The organism is Rhodoplanes sp. (assembly GCF_013377085.1).
Classification (GTDB): Bacteria; Pseudomonadota; Alphaproteobacteria; order Rhizobiales; family Xanthobacteraceae; genus Rhodoplanes.
On the sequence record NZ_JACAAX010000023.1, the window covers coordinates 57,430 to 77,350 of the forward strand.

A 19,921-nucleotide genomic window follows, 5' to 3' on the forward strand; every position below is an offset into this window, starting at 1 on the left:
GTCACCTCCAGCAATGCGTTTCGTCCCATCGCGCACAGCCGGACCCTTTTTGGATCTCTCGGTCGCTGCGTCGTGCCGTCAGTCGCACTCCGTCGCACGGTGCCTGTGCTCCGCGCGAAAACCGCCCGTCGTCAATTCATCGCGGCGGCCCGCGCGCCGGCGCTGGCGCCGGCGATGCGGCCGAACACCGAGCCCGACATCAGGCCGGTGCCGCCCGGATAATTGAAATAGAAGATGCCGCCGACCAGCTCGCCGGCCGCGCACAATCCCGGGATCACCTGGCCGTCGGTGTCGATCACCTGCGCCGACGTGTCCACCTTCAGCCCCCCGAACGTGAACGTGATGCCGCACGTGACGGCATAGGCCTCGAACGGCGGGGTATCGACCGTGTTGGCCCAGTTGGTCTTGGGGACCGCGAGGCCCCTGGTGCCGCGCCCGTCCTTGACGTTGGGATCGAACGGCACGTCGGTCATCACGGCGGCGTTGTACGCCTTGATGGTCGCAAGCGCCTTCACGGGATTCACGTCCTCGAGCTTCTGCACCAGCTCCTCGAGCGTGTCGGCACGCACCTTGGTGACCTGCTTGATGCGGTACTCGTCGCGCAGCATCGGAATGATCTTCTGGTCGAACACCTGCCAGGCGAACTGGCCCGGCTGCATCAGGATCACGCGGCCGTACTTCGCGTAAGTGTAGTTGCGGAAATCGGCGCCCTCGTCGACGAAGCGCTCGCCGTCGGCGTTGAGCATGATGCCCCACGGGTACGAGTGCTTCTGGAAATTGTCGCCGACCGCCAGATCGCCGAACTCCGGCGCGTTGCGGTCCCAGCCGACCGAATGCGAGCCCGACCAGTTGCCGGTCGCCATCGCGCCGATGTCGAGCGCCATCTTGATGCCGTCGCCGGTGTTGAAGCGGGTGCCGCGGATTTTCGCGAGCTCCCAGGTCGGGCCAAGATAGCGGGTGCGCCATTCGGTGTTGGACTGAAAGCCGCCGGCGGCCAGCACCACGGATTTCGCGGCGATCTCGCGCGTCTTTCCCTTGTGGCGCACGCGCACGCCCTTGACGCCGTCGTCGTCGGCGAGCAGCGCGGTCGCCCGCGCCGCGTAGGCGACGCCGATGCCGGTCTTGCGCGCCGCCGTGGTCAGCGCCTCGACCAGGCCAGGCCCGCCGCCCCACGCCTCGACCGTCAGGCCGCCCCAGAACTTGAAACGCCCGTCGATCTTGTAGGCTTGCCGCCCGTAGATCGGGGCGAAGCGCACGCCCTTGCCGCGCATCCACCGCATGGTGTCGCGGCTCCGCGTCACCAACAGCTCGCAGAGGTCCGGGTCGGTGCGATACTCGGTCACCCGGCCCATGTCGTCGAAGAACTTTTCTTCGGTGTAGGTGCCGAAATCCGTGACCGAAATCTCCTGCTCGGTGAGGTCCGGCATCAGCGCCTTGAGGTCGTCGACCCCGTCATAGACACAGCGGAAGGCGCCGGCCGTGAAGCGCGAGTTGCCGCCCGACTCCTCCTCCGGAGCGCGCTCCAGCACCAGCACCGAGACCCCGTGCTCGGCCGCCGCGAGGGCCGCGCAGAACGCCGCATTGCCGCCGCCGACCACCACCACGTCCACCGCCGTCGGCAGCTCGTCCATCGCCCATTCCTCCGAAGAATCCGCCCCTGCGACATGACGCCGGTCTTCCGCGTCCGTTCGTATACAATAAGATACGAACGCACACGGTCGTCAAGAGCCTCGATCGGTGCTGAAATGGGCGGGACGAATCGCATGGGTGCGACGGCGATGCGAAGCGTCCGGCCGTTGGGGCAGAAACCTTTGGAGAGCCATGTGAACTCTGATGCCGCCCCGGGCCGCTCGGACCGACCCGACCCGCCGCGGCCGGTTCTCGACCGTGCCGCGCTCGACCGGGGCGCCCTGCCGCTCGGCGAGGCGGTGTTCCGGGCGCTGTGCCGGGCGCTGCGCGACGGCGTCTATCGCCCGGGTGACCGAATCGTCGAGGACGAGGTGGCGCAGCGGCTGGAGGTCTCCCGCACCCCGGTGCGCGAGGCGCTCGGCCGGCTGATGAGCAAGGGCCTGGTCGAGCATGCCGGCGGTCGCGGCCTGGTGGTCCGCCGGCCGGACGCCGCCGAAGTCCTGGAACTCTACGCCATGCGCGAAATCCTCGAAGGCGCGGCGGCCCGGCTCGCCGCGGCGCAGGCGTCGGGGCCCGAGATCGACACGCTGCGCGACCTCGCCGACGAATTTGCCACGCAGGCCGAGGATCCGCGCGCGATGGCGCGGCTCAACCGGCTCCTGCACGAGACGATCGTTCGGGCCGCCCGCAACCGGTTTCTCGATGGCGCACTGCGCGAGATGCAGGATGCGATCGCGCTGCTCGGGCCGACCACGTTCAATGTCGGCGGGCGGCCGTCGACCGCCGTCGCCGAGCATGCCGCGATCGTCGCAGCGATCGCCGGCCGCGACCCCGACACGGCCGAGCAGGTCGCCCGCGCCCACATCCGCGAGGCTTTGCGGGCCCGCCTGCGGCTGATGCAGGACGCCGGCTGAGGCACCGAGGACTACCGGGCAAGGCGGACGAGTGACGTCGTCTCACTCGCGGTCGAGGCGTTTCATCAGGGCGCGGCTCTGCGCAATGGTGATCCGGCTCTTGGCGACCTGCTCGTTGTGGATGACGCAGGCCTTTCCCGAACTCAGCACGCGTTCCGCCGCGCCGTCGATCAGCGTCTTCGATTCGACGCAGGCGTGCCGGGAATCGTGATGGATGGCGTCCTGCCGCGACTTCTCGGTGCGCCAGCGCGAGCGTCCGACCGAAAAGGCCGGCGGCGCGACGTTGTCGCCATGCAGTTCGGCCAACGCTTCGGCGCCGGGGAGTTCAGCAGCCGGGCCGTCGCCGTCCGTGCTCATGGGTGCTCCGTTCTTGTCGAACAGGCGGGAGCACTATGGGTCTCTCAGTCACCGACGCCCAAAGTTTACGGTCGGCGATCAGGAATAATACCGATTGACCGGCTTTTGTTCCGGGCTGCTTGAAATATATCCCGAGTTATCCCCAGTCATCCGTTTGCGCGCTGCAGCAAGGCGGTCCGGCGAGTCGGAGCGTATTCGGCTGCGACGGCGTCGACGATGGTCCAGCGTACGCCCCGAATCTTCGGGACATCCAGGCCGGGCTGCCGGCCCGGACGCACCCGCCCGGCCCGACGGCTCGCGGCCGACCCAGGCGGGCCCGGCCGTTCGGCACTCGTAAAGTCTCCCCTGCTATAACGCCCGCAGGATCCGACCCCCGCCCGGGGCCGGCCGAGGACGTTCGCCCGTGCACGAGCCGACCGCCGACCAGCCCCGCGGCCTCGACGCCGACCTCGCCCTTCCATTGGTCGTCGACCTCGACGGCACGCTGCTCATCGGCGACACGCTGGTGGAGACGTTCAGCGGGCTCGTGTTCCGCAATCCACTGGCGGCCGGCCTGTCGCTTTTGTCGATTCGCGACCGCGCCGCCTTCAAGCGCCGCCTCGCCGGGCACGGCCTGCCCGCCTTCGCCGACCTGCCCTGGCGGGAGGAGCTCGTCGCCCTGGTGCGGACCGAGCGGGCCCGCGGCCGTGCCGTCCATCTCGTCACGGCCGCCGACCAGGCGGTGGCGGACGGGGCCGCCGAGACGCACGGCCTGTTCGACAGCGCGACCGGCAGCGACGGGGTGCGCAACCTGAAAGGCGAGGCGAAGCTCGCCCATCTGCGCGAGCGCTTTCCGGACGGCTTCCTCTATGCCGGCGACAGTCCCGCCGACCTGCCGCTGTTCGCCGCCGCCCGCGGCGCCGTGCTGTGCGACGTCGCACAGGGCGTCGCCGGCGAGGTCGCCCGCGCCGGCACGCCGGTGCTCGCCACGTTGTCGCGACCGCACGCCAGTGCGGACGTGTGGCTGCGGGCATTGCGCGTGCACCAGTGGTCGAAGAACGTGCTGCTGTTCGTGCCGCTGTTCGTCGGCCATGTCTTCATGGACCCGGCCAAGGTCGCGCTGGCCGCGCTGGGCTTCCTGGTGCTGTCCCTGATGGTCTCGGGGACCTATCTGCTCAACGACCTCTCCGACCTCGCCGCCGACCGCCGCCATTCGACCAAACGTCGCCGGCCGTTCGCCAGCGGGGCGCTGCCGCTCGCCGCCGGGCTCACGATCGCCCCCGCCATGATCTTCGGGTCGCTGGTGGCCGGCTTCCTGTTGTCACCGTCTTTCGGGCTGCTGCTCGTCGCCTATCTGGCGCTGACCACGGCCTATTCGCTGGCCCTCAAGCAGGAGCCGCTCGCCGACGTGTTCGTGATCGGCTGCCTGTTCACGTTGCGCGTCGCCATGGGGGCGGCGGTGCTGAGGATCGCCCAGTCGCCGTGGCTGTTGTCGTTCGCGCTCGCCTTCTTCGCCTCGCTCGCCTTCGCCAAGCGGCACGCCGAGGTGATGCAGGCGGCGCGCGCCGACACGGGAGCGATCGCCGGCCGCGGCTATCGCGGCGACGACTGGCCGCTGACCCTGGTGTTCGGGGTCGGAGCCGGGCTGTTCTCGCTGATCATCATGCTGCTGTATCTGGCGAATGATGCCGCCCCGTCCGGCTTCTACCGGTCGTCCGAATGGCTTTACGCCGTGCCGGTCCTGATGGCGCTGTGGCTCCAGCGCATCTGGCTGCTCGCCCATCGCACCGAGCTCCATGACGACCCGGTCGTATTCGCCCTCGCGGACCCGCGCAGCCTGCTGCTCGGCGCCGCCGTCGGTGTCGCGTTCTTCGTCGCCATCTGAGGGCGGGTGCGCCGCACGGATGAGGTGAGGATCTTCGTCCTCCTTCTGTGGGGCACATCACCTGCTCGGTTCCGGCACGCCGGCCGGTCTCTTCGAGAGCCGAAGACGGTCGCGACCGTACACCAACAGAATCCGCTCTCCACACGCCACCTCGTTCTCGGGCGCCCCGGCCGCCGCGATCAATGCTCGTCGCGGTATCTTTTCCGTGGTCGGCTCGTTTTCCGAGATGATCGCGAAATCGTAACTCGACCGGAAGGACGCGCCGGACGTGATCCACCGGAACTCGTCCAGGTGTTCCGTATACTGCGCCAGCGTGATGCTCTGCCGGCTGAACGCCTGGATGTGCTTGGCGTCCCAATATCCGGCGATTCCGTTTCGCAGCCCGACGGCCTCGAGCGCACGATCGATGCAGGCGATCTCGTCGGGATAGTGGCCCGAGGCGAGCCCCCTCTCCTGCTGACGAGACCAGGCGCTCGCGACGAGTGAGACCACGGCCAGCGAGGCGACCAGGGTAAAGAGTCGCACAAGCCCGTGCTTCGCCGCCGTGCCGATCAGCACGACACCGACGATGATCGGCCACACGAAGACCGGGATATAGTACCGCGACGTGGCGACGATGCCGCTGGAGATCAGCACGACGAGAACCGCACACGCCGACGACAGCAGGGAGAATACGATCAGCCACACGACCTTGACGGAGGCTTGATCGACTCGGCGGCGCCCAATCGTGGCCGCAAGCACCCAGACGAGGAGAACCGCATAGGCGACGAGCAGCACGCCGGCCGGCGGGAATCTCCCGATGACCTCGGCGAATACCGAATACGTCTCGACCATCTTGGTCGGGATGCCCTGGATGTCGATCCGCGGCCGATACCGCGTCGGATTGGCGACGACGTAGGGATACGACAACGAGCCGAGGAGTCCGAACGCCGCCGGCCCGATCGCCGCGATGCATCGCCTGGCCACGACCTCCCTGGTGCAAAGACCGAACACCGCAAGCGCGCCGATGAACGGGACGAGAACCTGCACGAGAAACAGGTCGTCCGACAACGACAGCAGGAACGACAACGAGCACGCAGCAGCCATCAGCCCCTTCGTCTTCGAAAGATCGTCCTGGTCGCAGATCCGCAACCACAGCCCCGCGAGAACGACGGCCGAGATCGCGACACTGAAATGAAAGCCGCTCGACAGCACGAAGACGAAAGGCACGCCCCCGTTGACGGACAGCCAGACCAGCAGAACGGTCGCAACAGACGCCAGCAGAAGCTGTCGCCCCTCCAGGAACGCCTCGAGCAGATAGTTCAAAGCGATGAAGAGGACCGTTATCTGAATCAGGCTGAACAGCAGGATGCTGAGATAGATGTCGCTGCCGAGAGAGAACGCGAGAAAATACAAGATGAAGTCGGGGAAGAAATAGGGGGCGGGCGTCAGGTACCAGTCCGAGATGCGGCCGCCGTGAAGCAGGATGTCGGAGAACAAGGTGGGCAGATACAACGCGTCGGAGTCGTAGAGATAGCGGGGGAGCGGAGGCTGACCCGTCCGGTAGAGAACGATCAGCGACGCGAACGTCGCGAGCATCAGGCCCAGCGGAACGACGATCCCGCCGATCCAACCCGAGCCGCGACGAGCTCTCGACGTCATGATGGCCGGCAATCTTGCACCTGTTCGCATCCCCGCGAGTCCCTTCGGGGACGAGACGAGCCACGCGCCGGGTGGCGAAGGCGCCGCTCAGATCCGCAGGCGCTTGAACACGAACCACGGCAGGTGGCGGATGATCGTCATGATGACCCACCAGAACCACGGCGTGTAGACGACCCGGCGGCGCTTGTCGACGGCGCGCACGATGTCGGCCGCGACCATCTCGGGGCTGGCGAACAGCGGCCCCTTGGCGACCGCATCGGTCATCGGCGAATCGACGAAGCCGGGCTTCACCGTGACGACATGCACGGGCGTGCCGGCGACCTTCTGGGCGAGGCCTTCGAGGAAGCGGTCGAGTGCGCCCTTGGCCGAGCCGTAGATGAAATTGCTGGCGCGGCCGCGGTCGCCCGCGACCGAGCCGATGACGACGAGATTGAGCGGTGCCTGCGGCGGCCGGTCCTTCAGCAGCGCCAGGATCCACAGCGCCACGCTGGTGAAGTTGACGTCGATGGCGTGCCGTGCGGCGTCGAGGTCGCGCTCGCTCTCGGCCTGATCGCCGAGCTCGCCATAGGCGATCAGCACCTCGTCGGGCTCGCCGAGACGCGAGCGAAACTCGGCCGCCCGCCCTTCCACGCCGGCGAGGTCGGCGAGGTCGGCCGTGATGATCTCGGCGGCATGAGCGCCGCAGGCGCGCAGGTCGCCGGAGACGGCGGCGAGCCGCGTCGCATTGAGGCCGACCAGCAGGAACGAGGCTCCGCCGGCGGCGCGCAGCCGCGCATAGGCCTGCGCCATCGCCGAGCTGGCGCCGAGAACGAGGATGCGGCAGGGCGCGCTCATGCGGCGTCTCCGGTCACGCGCCGCCAGAAGTCCGAGCCAAAGGCAGGGTCGCGCCAGGCCTCGACCGTGCGCCATCCGGGGTAGCCGGCGCGGAACATCGCCGGGCTCATCACGGCATCCTTGGCGGGATAGAGACGGCCGCCATTCGCCAGCACCTCGTCGCTCAGGGTGTCGAGCAGGCGACGGGTCCGCTCGCCCTTGTTGGGGAAGTCGAGCGCCAGCGTCGCGCCCTCCATCGGGAAGGACAGCACGCCGGGCGACGGCGTGTCGCCCATCAGCTTGAGGACGGCGAGGAACGAGCCCTGCCCCTGCGCCGCGGTCGTCTCCAGCATGCGCTTGACCGAGTCGCGGGCGGCCGGGAACGGCACCACCGACTGGTGCTGATAGAAGCCGTGCCTGCCGTAGAGCCGGTTCCAGCTCGACAGTGCGTCGAGCGGATAGAAGAACGGGTCGTAGTGCTGCGTCCTGGTCCCGAGCCCGTGGGGACGGTTGCGATAGAGAGCGTTGAAGGCCCGCATGGTGACGGCGTTAAGGAGGAACCCGGGCAATTCCGGCGCGAAGCCGAGCCGCGGCGACCGGTGCACCGCCAGACCGCCGGTCTCGGCCCAGCGGCCGCGCATGAACAGGCCGCGGCCGAGATCGCTCCCCTTGGCCAGGCAGTCGACCCAGGCGACCGTGAAGGGCCAGTCCCGGCTCGCCTCGGCGATGCGGAAGAAGTCGTCGACGTCCTTGATGGGCAGCGTGTCGGTGTCGAGCCGGGCCGAGCGGATCGGCACGAGCTTCAGCTCGACCCACTGGATGAAGCCGGTGAGCCCGAGCCCGCCGACCGTCGCGGCGAACAGCTCGGCATTCTGGTCGCGCGACAAGGTGAGCGTCTCGCCGGTCGAGCGCAGCAGGCCGAGCCGCTCGACATGCGCCCCGAAGGTACCGGCCAGCTCGTGGTTCTTGCCGTGCACGTCGTTGGCGACCGCGCCGCCGAGCGTGACGAGCTTGGTGCCGGGCGTCACCGGCAGGAACCAGCCGCGCGGCACGATCACGCGCAGCAGCCGGTCGATCGACATCCCGGCTTCGGCACGCAGGCGCCCGGCCTGCAGGTCGAGCCACTGGAAGCGGTCGAGCCGGTCGGTGACCAGCAGTCGCCCGTCGGCATTGAGGCAGACGTCGCCGTAGGAGCGGCCGAGACCGCGACACAGGATCGGCTTGCCCGGCGACGCGATCACGGACGAGGCGTCGTCGAGGAACGGCGGTCGCGTGACCTCGTGCGGGAGGCGGGTGAGGCGTCCCCAGGAGGACATCGGCGTCATGCTCATGCGGTGGTGTGCCCCCGGTGCCCCGCGCGCCGGGGCGAGATCCAGCCCCCGGCGCTAAGGCCTTTTCCTGGCATTTGTATGAACGTCCCCGTCACGGCGCGATCCCGCTCGTCGCCGGCGCACAAGCCGGCCGTGGCGTCGACACTCGCACGGCCACCGGCACGGCCAGGAAGCCCGCAGCGGTTGCGTACCACACCGTGCCGAGGCGCAGAATCGCGGTGGCGACCAGCGCGACCTCGGTCGGCACGCCCTGGGCGCCGAGCAGCATCACCATGACGATCTCGAAGCCGCCGACCCCGCCGGGCAGCATGGTGAGGCCGCCGACCACGCCCGCGAAAGCGAAGATGAAGGTCGCGGCCAAAAGGTCGATCGGCGTGCCGAGCAGCTCGAGCACCACCCAGAGCGAGGCCGCCTCGGCGAACCAGGACAGAACGCCGAGCCCGAGCCCGACCAGAAAAACCTCGCGCTGCATCACCAGCGCGGTGTTGCGCACCATGTGGCGCATCGACACGAAGGCCCGCGGCTTCACCCGCAGCAGCGCATAGCCGAGATCGACGGCGGCGATCAGCAGGCGCGGGCGGGCGAGGACGAGCGTGCCGGCGAGCGCCACGGCCAGCACGGCCAGGACGACGCCGCGATACTGGTCGAAGGCCGTCAGCCCGACCATGCAGAGCAGCAGCATGGCGTAGATGTCGCTGATCCGGTCGCCGAGCTGGAGGGCGATGCCGCGGCGGTAGCTGAAGTCGAACTTGCGCTTGAGGAACCACAGCCGCGCCATCTCGCCGAGCTTGCCGGGCGACATCGTCAGGGCGAAGCCGGCGATGTAGTAGGCCGACATCTCGACGAAACCGACCGTCAGGCCGAGCTTTCCGGCGAAATAGACGAAGCGGTGGGTGCGCAGCGCGTAGTTGACGGTGGCGAAGGCGCCGACCACCAGAACGAGCCAGACCGGCGCATCGGCGAGCACCCGGATCGCCTTGGCGAGATCGTTGCGGGCCGCCAGCACGACGACGGCGGCGACGAGCGACAGCACGGCGAGCCCGGCCGCGACCACGGCCGCCCGCCGCAGCGCCGGGCGCAGCATGCGGGCGCCTGCGGCGCCAGAGCCTGCGGCGCCAGAGCCTGCGGCGCCAGAGCCTGCGGCGTCGCCCTCACCAGCCCCGGCCCGCCCGGACGAGTCGGTCGCCTGCATGAATGATCCCTTCGCTCCGGGCCGGCCGGTGGCCGACAGACCGGGCGTTCTACAGGGGCGGTGTAAACGAACGCCTTGCAGGCCGCCAGCAGGCGCAGCGCCGGGGCGCGCCGGGCCGGCCTGCGACCCCGGCCCTTGACGGTCGGTCGCCGGTCCGCATTATCGCGGCCGCCCGGTCCCGGCCGGGGCCGCGGCGCGAAAGCCGGCGCCACACCCGAAGGACCGACCATGGCCGAGCGGAGCCCCGACACCATCGCCGATCATTTCAGGAGGTCGTGCGAGGCGCTCGAACGCGCCGCCACGGACGCCACGCTGCTCGCCTCGGTGGCCGAGATCGCCGAGGCGATCACCCGCTCCTACCAGTCCGGCGGCAAGCTGCTGCTCGCCGGCAATGGCGGCAGCGCCGCGGATGCCCAGCACATCGCGGCCGAGTTCCTGTCGCGGATGAATTTCGACCGCGACCCGCTGCCCGCCGTGGCGCTCACCACCGACACCTCGGTTCTGACCGCGGTCGGCAACGACTACGGCTTCGACCACGTGTTCGAGCGGCAGGTGCGCGGCCTGGCGCGGGCCGGCGACGTGCTGATCGCGATCTCGACCTCGGGCCGCTCGCCCAACGTGATCGCGGCGCTTCAGGCGGCCCGCAAGCTCGGCGTCGTGACGGTCGGCTTCACCGGCAACAAGCCGAGCGCCATGACGGCGCTGTGCGACCACGTGCTCGCCGCGCCGACACCCGAGACGCCGCTGATCCAGCAGATCCACATCGTCGCGGCGCACGCGATCTGCACGCTGGTCGAGGACGCGCTGTTCGGCCCGCCGCCGTCGTGACTCAGTCCGTCGTTCCGGGGCGCGGCCGGAAGGCCGCGAGCCCGGAACCCATAACCCCGGCCTGTGTGTGTGGATTCCGGGCTCGCCGCTGCGCGGCGCCCCGGAATGACGGAGTGTTGATAGCCGGCGCAACACTTACCCCGTATGGGGACAAGTCCGGCCATATCCGAGAGGTGGGTCGGCGCAAATTAAGGCCCGACGTCACTCGCGCTTGTAGACGTCGTCGAGGCGGACGATGTCGTCCTCGCCCAGATAGCTGCCGGTCTGCACCTCGATCAGCTCGAGCGGAATCTTGCCCGGATTGGCCAGCCGGTGCACGGCGCCGATCGGGATGTAGATCGACTCGTTCTCGTGCACCATCTTGTGGGTCTCGCCCGCCGTCACCTCGGCGGTGCCGCGCACCACCACCCAGTGCTCGGCGCGATGATAATGCTTCTGCAGCGAGAGCTGCGCGCCCGGCGCCACCACGATGCGCTTGACCTGATAGCGCTCGCCGTGGTCGAGCGAATCGTAGTGCCCCCACGGCCGATGACAGAGCCGGTGCTCGACGGCCTCGCTGCGCCCCTGCTTCTTCAGCTCGGCGACCATCGCCTTGACGTCCTCGGCGCGCGCGCGCGGCAGCACCAGCACGGCGTCGGGCGTCGTCACGATCACCAGATCCTTGACGCCGAGCGCCACCGTCAGGCGGTCCTCGGCATGGACGATGCAGTCCTGCGCCTCGAAGACGGCGGCCGGGCCGGACAGCACGTTGCCGGCATTGTCACGCGGCGCGACGTCGAACACCGCGTCCCACGAGCCGATGTCGGACCAGCGGAACCGGCCCTCGATCACGGCGGCCCGGTCGGTGCGCTCCATCACGGCGTAGTCGATCGACTTCTGCGGCGCCGCTCCGAACGCCTCCGCGTCGAGCCGCACGAAGCCGAGATCGAGCGTGGCACGGTCGACCGCGGTCTCGACGGCACGCGCCATCTCGGGCTCGAAGCGGGCGAGCTCGGACAGCAGCGTCTCGGCGCCGAACAGGAAGTTGCCGGAGTTCCACAGATAGCCTTCGGCGACGTAGCGGGCCGCCGTGCCGGCATCGGGCTTCTCGACGAAGGCATCGACGGCGGCGACGCCCTCGGTACCGATCGCGGCGCCGCGCCGGATGTAGCCGTAGCTGGTCTTCGGGGCGAAGGGCAGGATGCCGAACGTGACGATGCTGCCGCTCTCCGCCGCCTCGAGACCGGCCGCGCAGGTCGCCTCGAACACGTCCTGGTCGAGGATCACGTGATCGGCCGCGATCGCCAGCACGACGGCATTCGGATCCCGCTTGCGGGCGAGCGCCGCACCGGCCGCGATGGCCGGGCCGGAATCACGCCGCATCGGCTCCAGCACGACGGTGGCGTCGAGGCCGAGCTCCTCGGCCTGGGTGCGGGCGAAGAAGCGGAAGTCGTTCGCCGTCATCACGATCGGCGGCGCGAACAGCGCCGGCGAGGAGACCCGCGCCAAGGCCTGCTGATAGGTCGAGCGCGCGCCGACCAGCGGCAGAAACTGCTTCGGCATCGCGTCGCGCGACACCGGCCACAGACGGGTGCCGGACCCGCCGGCGAGCAGAAGGGGGATGATCTTGCGAGCCATTTTGGGGCGAGCCATCTCCAGGCGAGTCATTGTTCGGCGAGTCGTGTTCAGGCCAGTCGTTTCCGGCACGTCACGCGACACGCGTGCGAATTGGGCGAAGGCCCACACGCCTGTCGCGAGCCCGCTCGTCCGCGCCGCCGGAGGAGTCCCTCCGGATACGCCGGCGCCTGCTTAAGCCATTTCGGGCCGGAACGGAAACGCAACGCTGCGACGTGGTGAACCGCGCGGCCGCGGGACCATTGCCGATCTCGTATGACGTCCGAACGACAGGTCCGCGACGCGCGCCGGACCGACGGCGAGGCCTGCTCAGCGCGGCAGCGCGTCGGGCAGTGCCGGCCCGCCGGCGCGGTCGGGCGCCTGGCCGGATTTCTTCAGGATGCCGGTGGTGGAGTGGCCCGGCACGATGTCGACCAGCACCACCTCGCCGCCGTCGGCCGCGACCACCTCGTGGCCGACCACCTGGTCGACCCGGTAGTCCGAGCCCTTGACCAGCACGTTGGGGCGCAGCCGCCGGATCAGCTCGATCGGCGTGTCCTCCTCGAACACGGCGACGAGGTCGACGGCTTCGAGCGCCGCCAGCACGTCGGCGCGGGCGACCACGTCCTGGATCGGCCGCCCCTCGCCCTTCAGGCGCTTGACCGAGGCGTCGCTGTTGAGGCCGACCACCAGGCGGTCGCAGGCGGCGCGCGCCCGGCTCAGCACCCGCACATGGCCGGGATGCAGAATGTCGAAGCAGCCGTTGGTGAAGCCGATCCGTAGGCCCTGCAGCCGCCAGGCGGCGACGCGCTCGGCCAGCACGGCGTCGTCGAACACAATCTTCTCCTCGGAGGCGAGCGAGGAGGCCGGCAGCAGATGCGAGCGCAATTCCAGCGCCGAGACCGTGGCGGTGCCGCGCTTGCCGACTGCGACCGAGGCCGCCGCATTGGCGGCCCGCATCGCCGCCTCGAAGCCGGCGCCGGTCGCGAGCATGAGCGCCAGCACGGCGACGACGGTGTCGCCGGCGCCCGACACGTCGCGCACCCGCACCGGATAGGCCGGGACATGCACGCTCGCGCGGCCGGCCGCCTTCAGCAGCATGCCCTCCTCGCTCAGCGTCACCAGCAGGGCCTCGCTCTCGGCGGAAAGCCGCAGCTCCTCGGCCGCGACCGCGATGTCGTCGAGGCCGGCGAGCGGCCGGCGCGACGCCTCGCCGAGCTCCTTGCGGTTCGGCGTGATCAAAGTGGCGCCGCGATAGACCGAGAAGTCGCGCCCCTTGGGATCGACCACCACGGGCTTGCCGAGCGCGCGGGCCCGCTCGATCACGCCGCGCACCACCTTCGGCGTCAGCACGCCCTTGGCGTAGTCGGACAGCACCACGGCGCCGGCAGCCGGCAGCGCCGCCTCGACATGGGCGAGCAGCGCCTCCTCGATCGCCGGCGGCACCGGCGAGACGCGCTCCCAGTCGGCGCGCAGCAGATGGCTCGAATAGTGCTCGGAGACGAAGCGCAGCTTTCTGATGGTCGGCCGCTCCGGGTCGACCACCAGCCTGGCCGCGACCCGCCCGTCGTGGCGCGCGAAGGCGTCGCCCAGCGTGCGGCCCGCCTCGTCGTCGCCGACCACCCCGACGAACACGCAGGTGGCGCCCAGCGTCGCGAGATTGCAGGCGACATTGCCGGCGCCGCCGATCAGCGTCTCCTCGCGCCGCACGGCGATCACCGGCACGGGCGCCTCGGGCGACACCCGCGACACCTCGCCATAGACGAACTGGTCGAGCATCAGATCGCCGATGCAGATCACGGTCTGCCCGGGGATGCGGCTGATGAAGGTTTCGAAGTCGAGCATGGTGTCGTTCCGTTTCCGTCATTCCGGGCCGGCGCACCGATCCCGGGTATACCCGGGATCGGCATCTTATGGCTCCGAAGTCGGCAGCAGCCGACTTCGGAGCGCCGGACCCGGAATCCAGCGGCGATCTCGGCGCTTGTGGTTGGATTCCGGGTTCGCACCTTCGGTGCGCCCCGGAATGACGACAGAGTAACGTTCCTACCGGTACCGGTCGCTGCGATCGAGAAAGCCCGTGACGTAACGCCCGACCGCGTCCTCGAGCGAGGTGAAGCCGCCGTTCCAGCCGGCCCGCCGAAGCTTCTCGGCCGAGCTTTGGGTGAAGTACTGGTACTGGTCGCGGATGGCGACCGGCATGTCGACATATTCGATCTGCGGCGGCGTCCCGAGCGCCGTGAAGGCTGCCGTGATCAGATCGCGAAAGCTGCGCGCCTCGCCGGTGCCGACGTTGAACAGGCCCGACACGGAGGGCGTGGCGAGGAACCAGCGCAGCACCGCCACGGCATCCTCGACATAGATGAAGTCGCGCCGCTGGTCGCCGTCGGCGATGCCGTCGCGATGCGACTTGAACAGCGTCACGGTGCGGCCCGCACGCACGTCGTCGAACCGCTTGGCGACCAGGCTCGCCATCTCGCCCTTGTGGTACTCGTTGGGCCCGAACACGTTGAAGAACTTCAGCCCCACCCATTGCGGCGGCAGCGGCTCGCCGCGCGCCTGCCGACCTTTGAGCGCGAGATCGAACAGGTGCTTGCTCCAGCCGTAGAGATTGAGCGGCCGCAGTTTTCGCAACGCGTCCAGATCCTCGGCGTCGACGAAGCCGCCCTCGCCGTCCCCATAGGTCGCGGCCGAGGAGGCGTAGATGAACGGCGTGCGGTTTGTCGTGCACCAGTCGAGCAGCCGCAGCGACAGGCGGAAGTTCGAGTCCATCACCTCGTCGCCGTCGCGCGCCGTGGTGTCGGAGTTGGCGCCCATGTGGATTACGGCATCGAGCTTTTGGCCGGCGAGCCGGAGCCCCTCCAGCCAGCGGGCCAGGTCCGCGGGCGGGACGAAATCGGCGATCTCGCGCTTGGCCAGGTTCTTCCATTTGGCGTCGGTGCCCAGCCGGTCGTTGACGACGACATCGGTGCGGCCGGCCTCGTTGAGGCTCGCCACCACGTTCGACCCGATGAACCCTGCCCCGCCCGTCACCAGAAACATCGTCGTCCCATCCTGCGGCACCGGCCGGCGCCCCGGCCGGGTTCCTATCCCCCGCCGCGGGCCATTGCGCAACACGGGATTTCCTGCCCCGGGACCGCCCCCCTGGACTTCCGGCCCGGACCGGGCTAGCGCCTCGGCCCCATGACGGCCCTGTCCGATGCGCCTGAAACGCCCCCCTCCCCGGTCCGCCCGGGCGGACGGCCGCTGCTCATCGTGCCGTACATGTGGATCGGCGATTTCGTCCGCTGCCACAGCGTCGTACGCCTGCTGAAGGCGCAGGACCCGGAGCGGCCGATCGACGTTCTCACCACCGCGATGGTTGCGCCGCTGCTCGACTACATGCCGGGCGTGCGCAAGGGCATCGTCTGGGACCTGCCACGCAAGCAGCTCGCCTATCCCAAGCACCGGGCGCTCGCCGCCCGGCTTCGGCCCGAGGGCTACGGCCAGGCCCTGGTGATGTCACGCAAGTGGAAGGCGGCGCTGGCCCCGTTCCTGGCCGGCATCCCGGTCCGCACCGGGCTGGTCGGCGAAATGCGGTTCGGCGTCATCAACGACCTGCGCTGGGGCGAGAAAAAGCTGCCGCGCATGATCGACCAGTGCGCGACGCTGGCGCTGCCGAAGGGCGCAGCCCAGCCGCCCGAATGGCCGATGCCCATGCTGGTCGCTCCCGCCGACGAGGTCGCGGCCTGGCGCCGGCGCCTCGGTCTCGGCGGCAGCCGGCCCGTCGCGGCCCTGGCACCGGGCGCGGTCGGCCCGTCGAAGCGCTGGCCGGCCGAGAGCTATGGCGAGGTCGCCCAAAAGCTCGCCCAGGACGGCTTCGATATCTGGGTGCTGGGCGGCCCGGGAGAGAAGCCGCAGGCGGAGGTGATCGCTGCGATCGGCGGCGAGCGCGTCGTCGACCTCACCGGGACGGACCTGCGCAACGCCATCCTGGCGCTCGCCGCGGCGAACGTCGCGGTGTCGAACGACTCCGGCCTGCTGCATGTCGCCGCCGCACTCGGCACGCCGACCATCGGCATATTCGGGCCGACCAGCCCGTGGCACTGGGCGCCCCTCAACCCGATCGCCGCCACCATCGAGACGACGACCCTGGTGCCGTGCCGGCCCTGCCACGAGCCGACCTGCAAGATGGGCCATCACGCCTGCATGCGCGACATCCCCTCGAAAACCGTGATCGAGGCCGCCCTGAAGGCGACCCGGCGCATCCCGACCTGAGCGGCGCCGACCGTCCGGCCGCATGACAGCGACTGCGTCGGTAAACTGCCGGCGCGGGCGAACGCATGCGCCTCGGCGCCGTTACTGTCCGGGAGACCCGGCCTCGTCCCGCCTCTCTCGCCGGACAAGCTCCCGTCCTGCCACGCCTTGGGCTCCAAGGAGACACCATGCGACGTCTGATTGCGACAGCCTTCGCCGCCGCCCTGCTGTTCGCCGGCTTCGCCGCGCCGGCCGCACAGGCGACGCCCCTGATCCCGACTGCCGCTGCCATCGCACCGCAAAGCGCCGGCGAGGCCGACGTGGTCCAGGTCCGATACTGGGTCCACCGGCGCCACCACCGAGTCTACCGCTGGCACCACCACCCGCGCGTTCACTACCGGCACCGTTATTGGCGGCCGCATTATCGGCATCACTGGCGCCGCTGGTGATTCCGCGCGAATGACGGCCGGCCGTCGGCACGCCGGCGGCCGTTTCCTCGCCCCATCCGTGCCGGCCCCGATTGGCCGGCACGCCGCAGTGCTGTAGGACGATCACGTTTCGTGAGATGATTGTCGACGCGCCCGGCGTCCGGCATCTCCCGACCGGACGTTCCATGACCAGCCCCGACGACAGCACCCCCCGCGTCTCTCCCGATCGCCTCGTCGATTTCTCCACTGCCGTGTACCGAGCCGTCGGCATGGCCGACGACGACGCGCTTCTGTGCGCCGACACGCTGGTGCAGGCCGACCTGTGGGGCCACCAGAGCCACGGCGTGCTGCGCCTGCCCTGGTATGCAGCGCGGCTGAAGGCGGGCGTCTGCGACCCGCGCGGCCGCCCCGAGATCGTCGTCGATGCCGGCGGGGTCGCGGTCGTCGACGGGCACGAGGCCATGGGCCAGGTGGTGACGGCGCTGGCGGCGCGCGAAGCGATCCGCCGCGCCAAGCAGCACGGCATCGCCGCCGTCGCAGTGCGCAACTCGAACCATTTCGGCACGGCGATGTATTTCACCCTGATGGCGCCGCCGGAAGGGTGCGTCGCCTTCCTGTCCACCAATGCCAGCCCGGCGATGGCGCCGTGGGGCGGCCGCCAGAAGACCATCGGCACCAATCCGTGGTCTTGGGCGGCGCCGGCCGGGCACCACGCGCCGATGGTGCTCGACATCGCCAACACGGGGGTCGCGCGGGGTAAGATCTACCTGGCCCGCCAGGAGGGCCGGCCGATTCCGGAGGGCTGGGCCATCACGGCCGACGGCGCGCCGACCACGGACCCGACCGAGGCGATCGCCGGCATCATCCTGCCGATGGCGCAGCACAAGGGCTACGCCATCGCGCTGGTGATGGACATGCTGTCCGGCGTCCTCACCGGCAGCGCCTTCGGGGCCGGCGTGCACGGGCCCTATCAGTGCGAGCACCGGAGCGGCGCCGGCCATCTGATGATCGCCCTCGACATCGCGGCGATCCAGCCCCGGGAAACGTTCGACGCCCGCATGGAGGAGATGATCGCCTCGCTCAAGGCAGTGCCGACCGCCCAGGGCTTCGACGAGATCCTCTATCCGGGCGAGCGCGAGGCGCGAAACGACGCCGAGAACCGCCGGCTCGGCCTCGCCCTGCCGGCCGACACCCGCACCGATCTGGCCAAGCTCGCGGCCGAGACCGGCCTGTCCGCCGCGCTGCCGTTCTGACCGGCGAACGCCCCGATCAGGGCGGAGCAAAACGACCTTCGCGACTGCAAGACGACGCTCCGACCCGAGCGTCGCCCCGACTGCAAGGAAGCTGCAGGCCGAGACCGATTCCACGAATACTTGACGAAACCCATGTCGTCCGCCAACGGTGCTGTCAGCCGTCTCCGGCGTGCTCCAGCCCTGTCGCTGGAAAGGAAACCACCATGAAAAAAATCGGGCTGCTTGTTGCAGGACTGGCTCTCGCCGGCCCGCTGGCCATCGTTCCGGCCGCGGCCTGGGAGCCCAACGGACAGGGCGAGTGCATCGCCCCCTCGAACCCCGGCGGCGGCTGGGACATCACCTGCCGCACCGCCGCGTCGGTGCTGCAGAAGACCGGCGCCTTCAAGGGCAGCATCTACGTCACCAACATGCCGGGCGGCAGCGGCGCGGTCGGCATCGCCAACGTGGTCACCAAGCGCAAGGGCGACACCAACCTGATCGTCTCGGCCTCGCCCGCCCTCACCTTCACGGTGGCGCTGCAACGCACGCCCTACACCTACAAGGAGGTGATGCCGCTCGCCCAGGTCGGCGCCGAGTATGGCGGCTTCTTCGTGACGGCCGATTCCAAGTTCAAGACGCTCGCCGATCTGATCGCCGCCATGAAGGCGGACCCGAAGTCGGTCTCCTTCTCGGGCGGCTCGGCGCCGGGCGGCCAGGACCACATGAAGGTCGCGCTGTTCGCCAAGGCGATCGGGGTCGAGCCGACCAAGGTCGTCTACGTGCCGTTCCAGGGCGGCGGCGAGGCGCTCACCTCCATGCTGGGCGGCCACACCATGGTCGCCGCGCTCGACATCTCCGAGGCGACCGGTCAGCTCGAGGCCGGCAAGATCCGCGGCCTGGCGATCCTGTCCGACAAGCGCTCGAGCAAGTTCCCCGACATCCCGACCGCCACCGAGCAGGGCGCACCGGTCGATTACGTGATCTGGCGCGGCTACTACATGGCGCCGGGCGTGTCGAAGGAAGCCTACGACTGGTGGGTCGGCACCATGAAGGCGATGGTGAACACCCCCGAATGGGCGGCGGAGCGCGAAAAGCTCGGCTGGGAGCCGGTCACCCGCTTCGGCGACGACTTCGTCAAGCACGTGAACGACGAGGCCGTCCGCTATCGTCTCCTGCTCAAGGAGCTCGGCTTCGTGAAATAACCCGCACGCGGCGGCGCCGGACTGCCGGATCCGACGCCGCCGCGGCCGAGCGGCCCGATCGTGCGATGCCCGCGATCAGCCCCGGGCCGCACCGCGCCTGTTGAGGAATTGCTGCATGGACATCGCGAAAACAACGTCCCCGCGGACGCGAATCGAAGGCTTCGTGATCCTGCTGGTCGCCGGCGGCTACCTGTGGGAAACCTTCAATATCCCGGATTTCTATCAGCTCCCCGACACCCCGGGGCCGACCACCTTTCCCGAGCTGCTCGGCATCGTGTTCGCGGCGATGGGCCTGTGGCTCCTGCTGTCGCCCGGCGACATCATCGCCCGTCTTCGCGCCCGGCGCGACGGGACGTCGCCCGCGGCGACCGCGCCCGCCGCGCCCGGGGAAAACCTGTTCGCCCGGCTCGGCCTCGACTGGCACTTCGTCGCGCTGTGGATCGTCGTCCTCGGCTATCTCTGGTTCATGCCGGATCTCGGCTTCCCGGTCGCGACCTTCATTCTGCTCGTGCTGTTCACGGCCCTGCTCGGCGAGACGCGCTGGCACATCGTGCTCTCCCTCGCGCTCGCCGTGACCATCGTGGTCTATGTCAGCTTCAAGTACGGGCTGAACGTGCGCCTGCCGCTCGGCATTCTCGAATTTCTGCGGTTTTAGGGATCCCTC

General features: G+C 69.6%; 17 protein-coding genes. 8 read left to right on the forward strand and 9 right to left on the reverse strand.

Translation table 11 applies throughout. The features are described 5' to 3' along the window. Positions 1-131: 131 nt before the first annotated feature. Positions 132-1,631, reverse strand: a complete 1,500-nt coding sequence (gene tcuA / locus HXX10_RS16775) for an FAD-dependent tricarballylate dehydrogenase TcuA (RefSeq protein ID WP_296523920.1) — start codon at positions 1,629-1,631, stop codon at positions 132-134. Positions 1,632-1,910: 279 nt separating this feature from the next. Here tcuA and HXX10_RS16780 point away from each other — a divergent pair, with 279 nt between their 5' ends. Beyond that, positions 1,911-2,543, forward strand: a complete 633-nt coding sequence (locus HXX10_RS16780; protein ID WP_296523961.1) for a GntR family transcriptional regulator — start codon at positions 1,911-1,913, stop codon at positions 2,541-2,543. Between the two features lie 42 nt (positions 2,544-2,585). Here HXX10_RS16780 and HXX10_RS16785 read toward each other — a convergent pair whose 3' ends face one another. Next, on the reverse strand, positions 2,586-2,900 hold the full coding sequence (locus tag HXX10_RS16785) for a hypothetical protein (protein WP_296523921.1): 315 nt from the start codon (positions 2,898-2,900) through the stop codon (positions 2,586-2,588). 403 nt (positions 2,901-3,303) lie between these two features. Between HXX10_RS16785 and HXX10_RS16790 the strand changes: the two genes are divergently transcribed. Then, positions 3,304-4,764, forward strand: a complete 1,461-nt coding sequence (locus tag HXX10_RS16790; protein WP_296523922.1) for a UbiA family prenyltransferase — start codon at positions 3,304-3,306, stop codon at positions 4,762-4,764. A 57-nt stretch (positions 4,765-4,821) separates the two neighbouring features. Here HXX10_RS16790 and HXX10_RS16795 read toward each other — a convergent pair whose 3' ends face one another. The 4 genes from HXX10_RS16795 to HXX10_RS16810 all read right to left on the reverse strand — a co-directional run bounded on the left by HXX10_RS16795 (position 4,822) and on the right by HXX10_RS16810 (position 9,633). Continuing rightward, entirely contained in the window at positions 4,822-6,417 is a 1,596-nt protein-coding gene (locus HXX10_RS16795) for a hypothetical protein (RefSeq protein ID WP_296523923.1), read from the reverse strand. A gap of 75 nt (positions 6,418-6,492) precedes the next feature. Further along, the gene (locus HXX10_RS16800) at positions 6,493-7,239 is read right to left on the reverse strand and encodes an SDR family NAD(P)-dependent oxidoreductase (protein ID WP_296523925.1); all 747 of its coding nucleotides are present in this window, start codon (positions 7,237-7,239) and stop codon (positions 6,493-6,495) included. Next, on the reverse strand, positions 7,236-8,549 hold the full coding sequence (locus HXX10_RS16805; protein WP_296523927.1) for an FAD-binding oxidoreductase: 1,314 nt from the start codon (positions 8,547-8,549) through the stop codon (positions 7,236-7,238). Before HXX10_RS16805 ends, HXX10_RS16800 begins: the two co-directional genes overlap by 4 nt. A gap of 91 nt (positions 8,550-8,640) precedes the next feature. Beyond that, complete coding sequence (locus tag HXX10_RS16810) at positions 8,641-9,633, reverse strand: lysylphosphatidylglycerol synthase transmembrane domain-containing protein (RefSeq protein WP_296523929.1); 993 nt, start codon at positions 9,631-9,633, stop codon at positions 8,641-8,643. A gap of 336 nt (positions 9,634-9,969) precedes the next feature. Here HXX10_RS16810 and HXX10_RS16815 point away from each other — a divergent pair, with 336 nt between their 5' ends. Further along, positions 9,970-10,569, forward strand: coding sequence for a D-sedoheptulose 7-phosphate isomerase (locus HXX10_RS16815; protein ID WP_296523930.1), 600 nt, complete (start codon positions 9,970-9,972; stop codon positions 10,567-10,569). A 201-nt stretch (positions 10,570-10,770) separates the two neighbouring features. Here the strand turns inward: HXX10_RS16815 and HXX10_RS16820 are convergent, their stop codons facing one another. The 3 genes from HXX10_RS16820 to rfaD form a co-directional block, all read right to left on the reverse strand. Then, the gene (locus HXX10_RS16820) at positions 10,771-12,186 is read right to left on the reverse strand and encodes a mannose-1-phosphate guanylyltransferase/mannose-6-phosphate isomerase (protein ID WP_296523252.1); all 1,416 of its coding nucleotides are present in this window, start codon (positions 12,184-12,186) and stop codon (positions 10,771-10,773) included. A gap of 306 nt (positions 12,187-12,492) precedes the next feature. Beyond that, a complete protein-coding gene (gene rfaE1 / locus HXX10_RS16825; RefSeq protein ID WP_296523931.1) occupies positions 12,493-14,007 on the reverse strand; it encodes a D-glycero-beta-D-manno-heptose-7-phosphate kinase in 1,515 nt (504 codons plus the stop codon). A 198-nt stretch (positions 14,008-14,205) separates the two neighbouring features. Next, entirely contained in the window at positions 14,206-15,201 is a 996-nt protein-coding gene (gene rfaD / locus HXX10_RS16830) for an ADP-glyceromanno-heptose 6-epimerase (RefSeq protein ID WP_296523932.1), read from the reverse strand. Between the two features lie 141 nt (positions 15,202-15,342). Here rfaD and waaF point away from each other — a divergent pair, with 141 nt between their 5' ends. From waaF to HXX10_RS16855, 5 genes are all read left to right on the forward strand, one after another. Next, the gene (waaF, locus tag HXX10_RS16835) at positions 15,343-16,416 is read left to right on the forward strand and encodes a lipopolysaccharide heptosyltransferase II (protein ID WP_296523933.1); all 1,074 of its coding nucleotides are present in this window, start codon (positions 15,343-15,345) and stop codon (positions 16,414-16,416) included. Positions 16,417-16,583: 167 nt separating this feature from the next. Next, positions 16,584-16,844, forward strand: a complete 261-nt coding sequence (locus HXX10_RS16840) for a hypothetical protein (RefSeq protein WP_296523934.1) — start codon at positions 16,584-16,586, stop codon at positions 16,842-16,844. Between the two features lie 164 nt (positions 16,845-17,008). Beyond that, entirely contained in the window at positions 17,009-18,076 is a 1,068-nt protein-coding gene (locus HXX10_RS16845; RefSeq protein WP_296523936.1) for an Ldh family oxidoreductase, read from the forward strand. Between the two features lie 203 nt (positions 18,077-18,279). Next, the gene (locus HXX10_RS16850; protein WP_296523937.1) at positions 18,280-19,257 is read left to right on the forward strand and encodes a tripartite tricarboxylate transporter substrate binding protein; all 978 of its coding nucleotides are present in this window, start codon (positions 18,280-18,282) and stop codon (positions 19,255-19,257) included. A 115-nt stretch (positions 19,258-19,372) separates the two neighbouring features. Next, the gene (locus HXX10_RS16855) at positions 19,373-19,912 is read left to right on the forward strand and encodes a tripartite tricarboxylate transporter TctB family protein (protein WP_296523938.1); all 540 of its coding nucleotides are present in this window, start codon (positions 19,373-19,375) and stop codon (positions 19,910-19,912) included. Positions 19,913-19,921 lie beyond the last annotated feature (9 nt).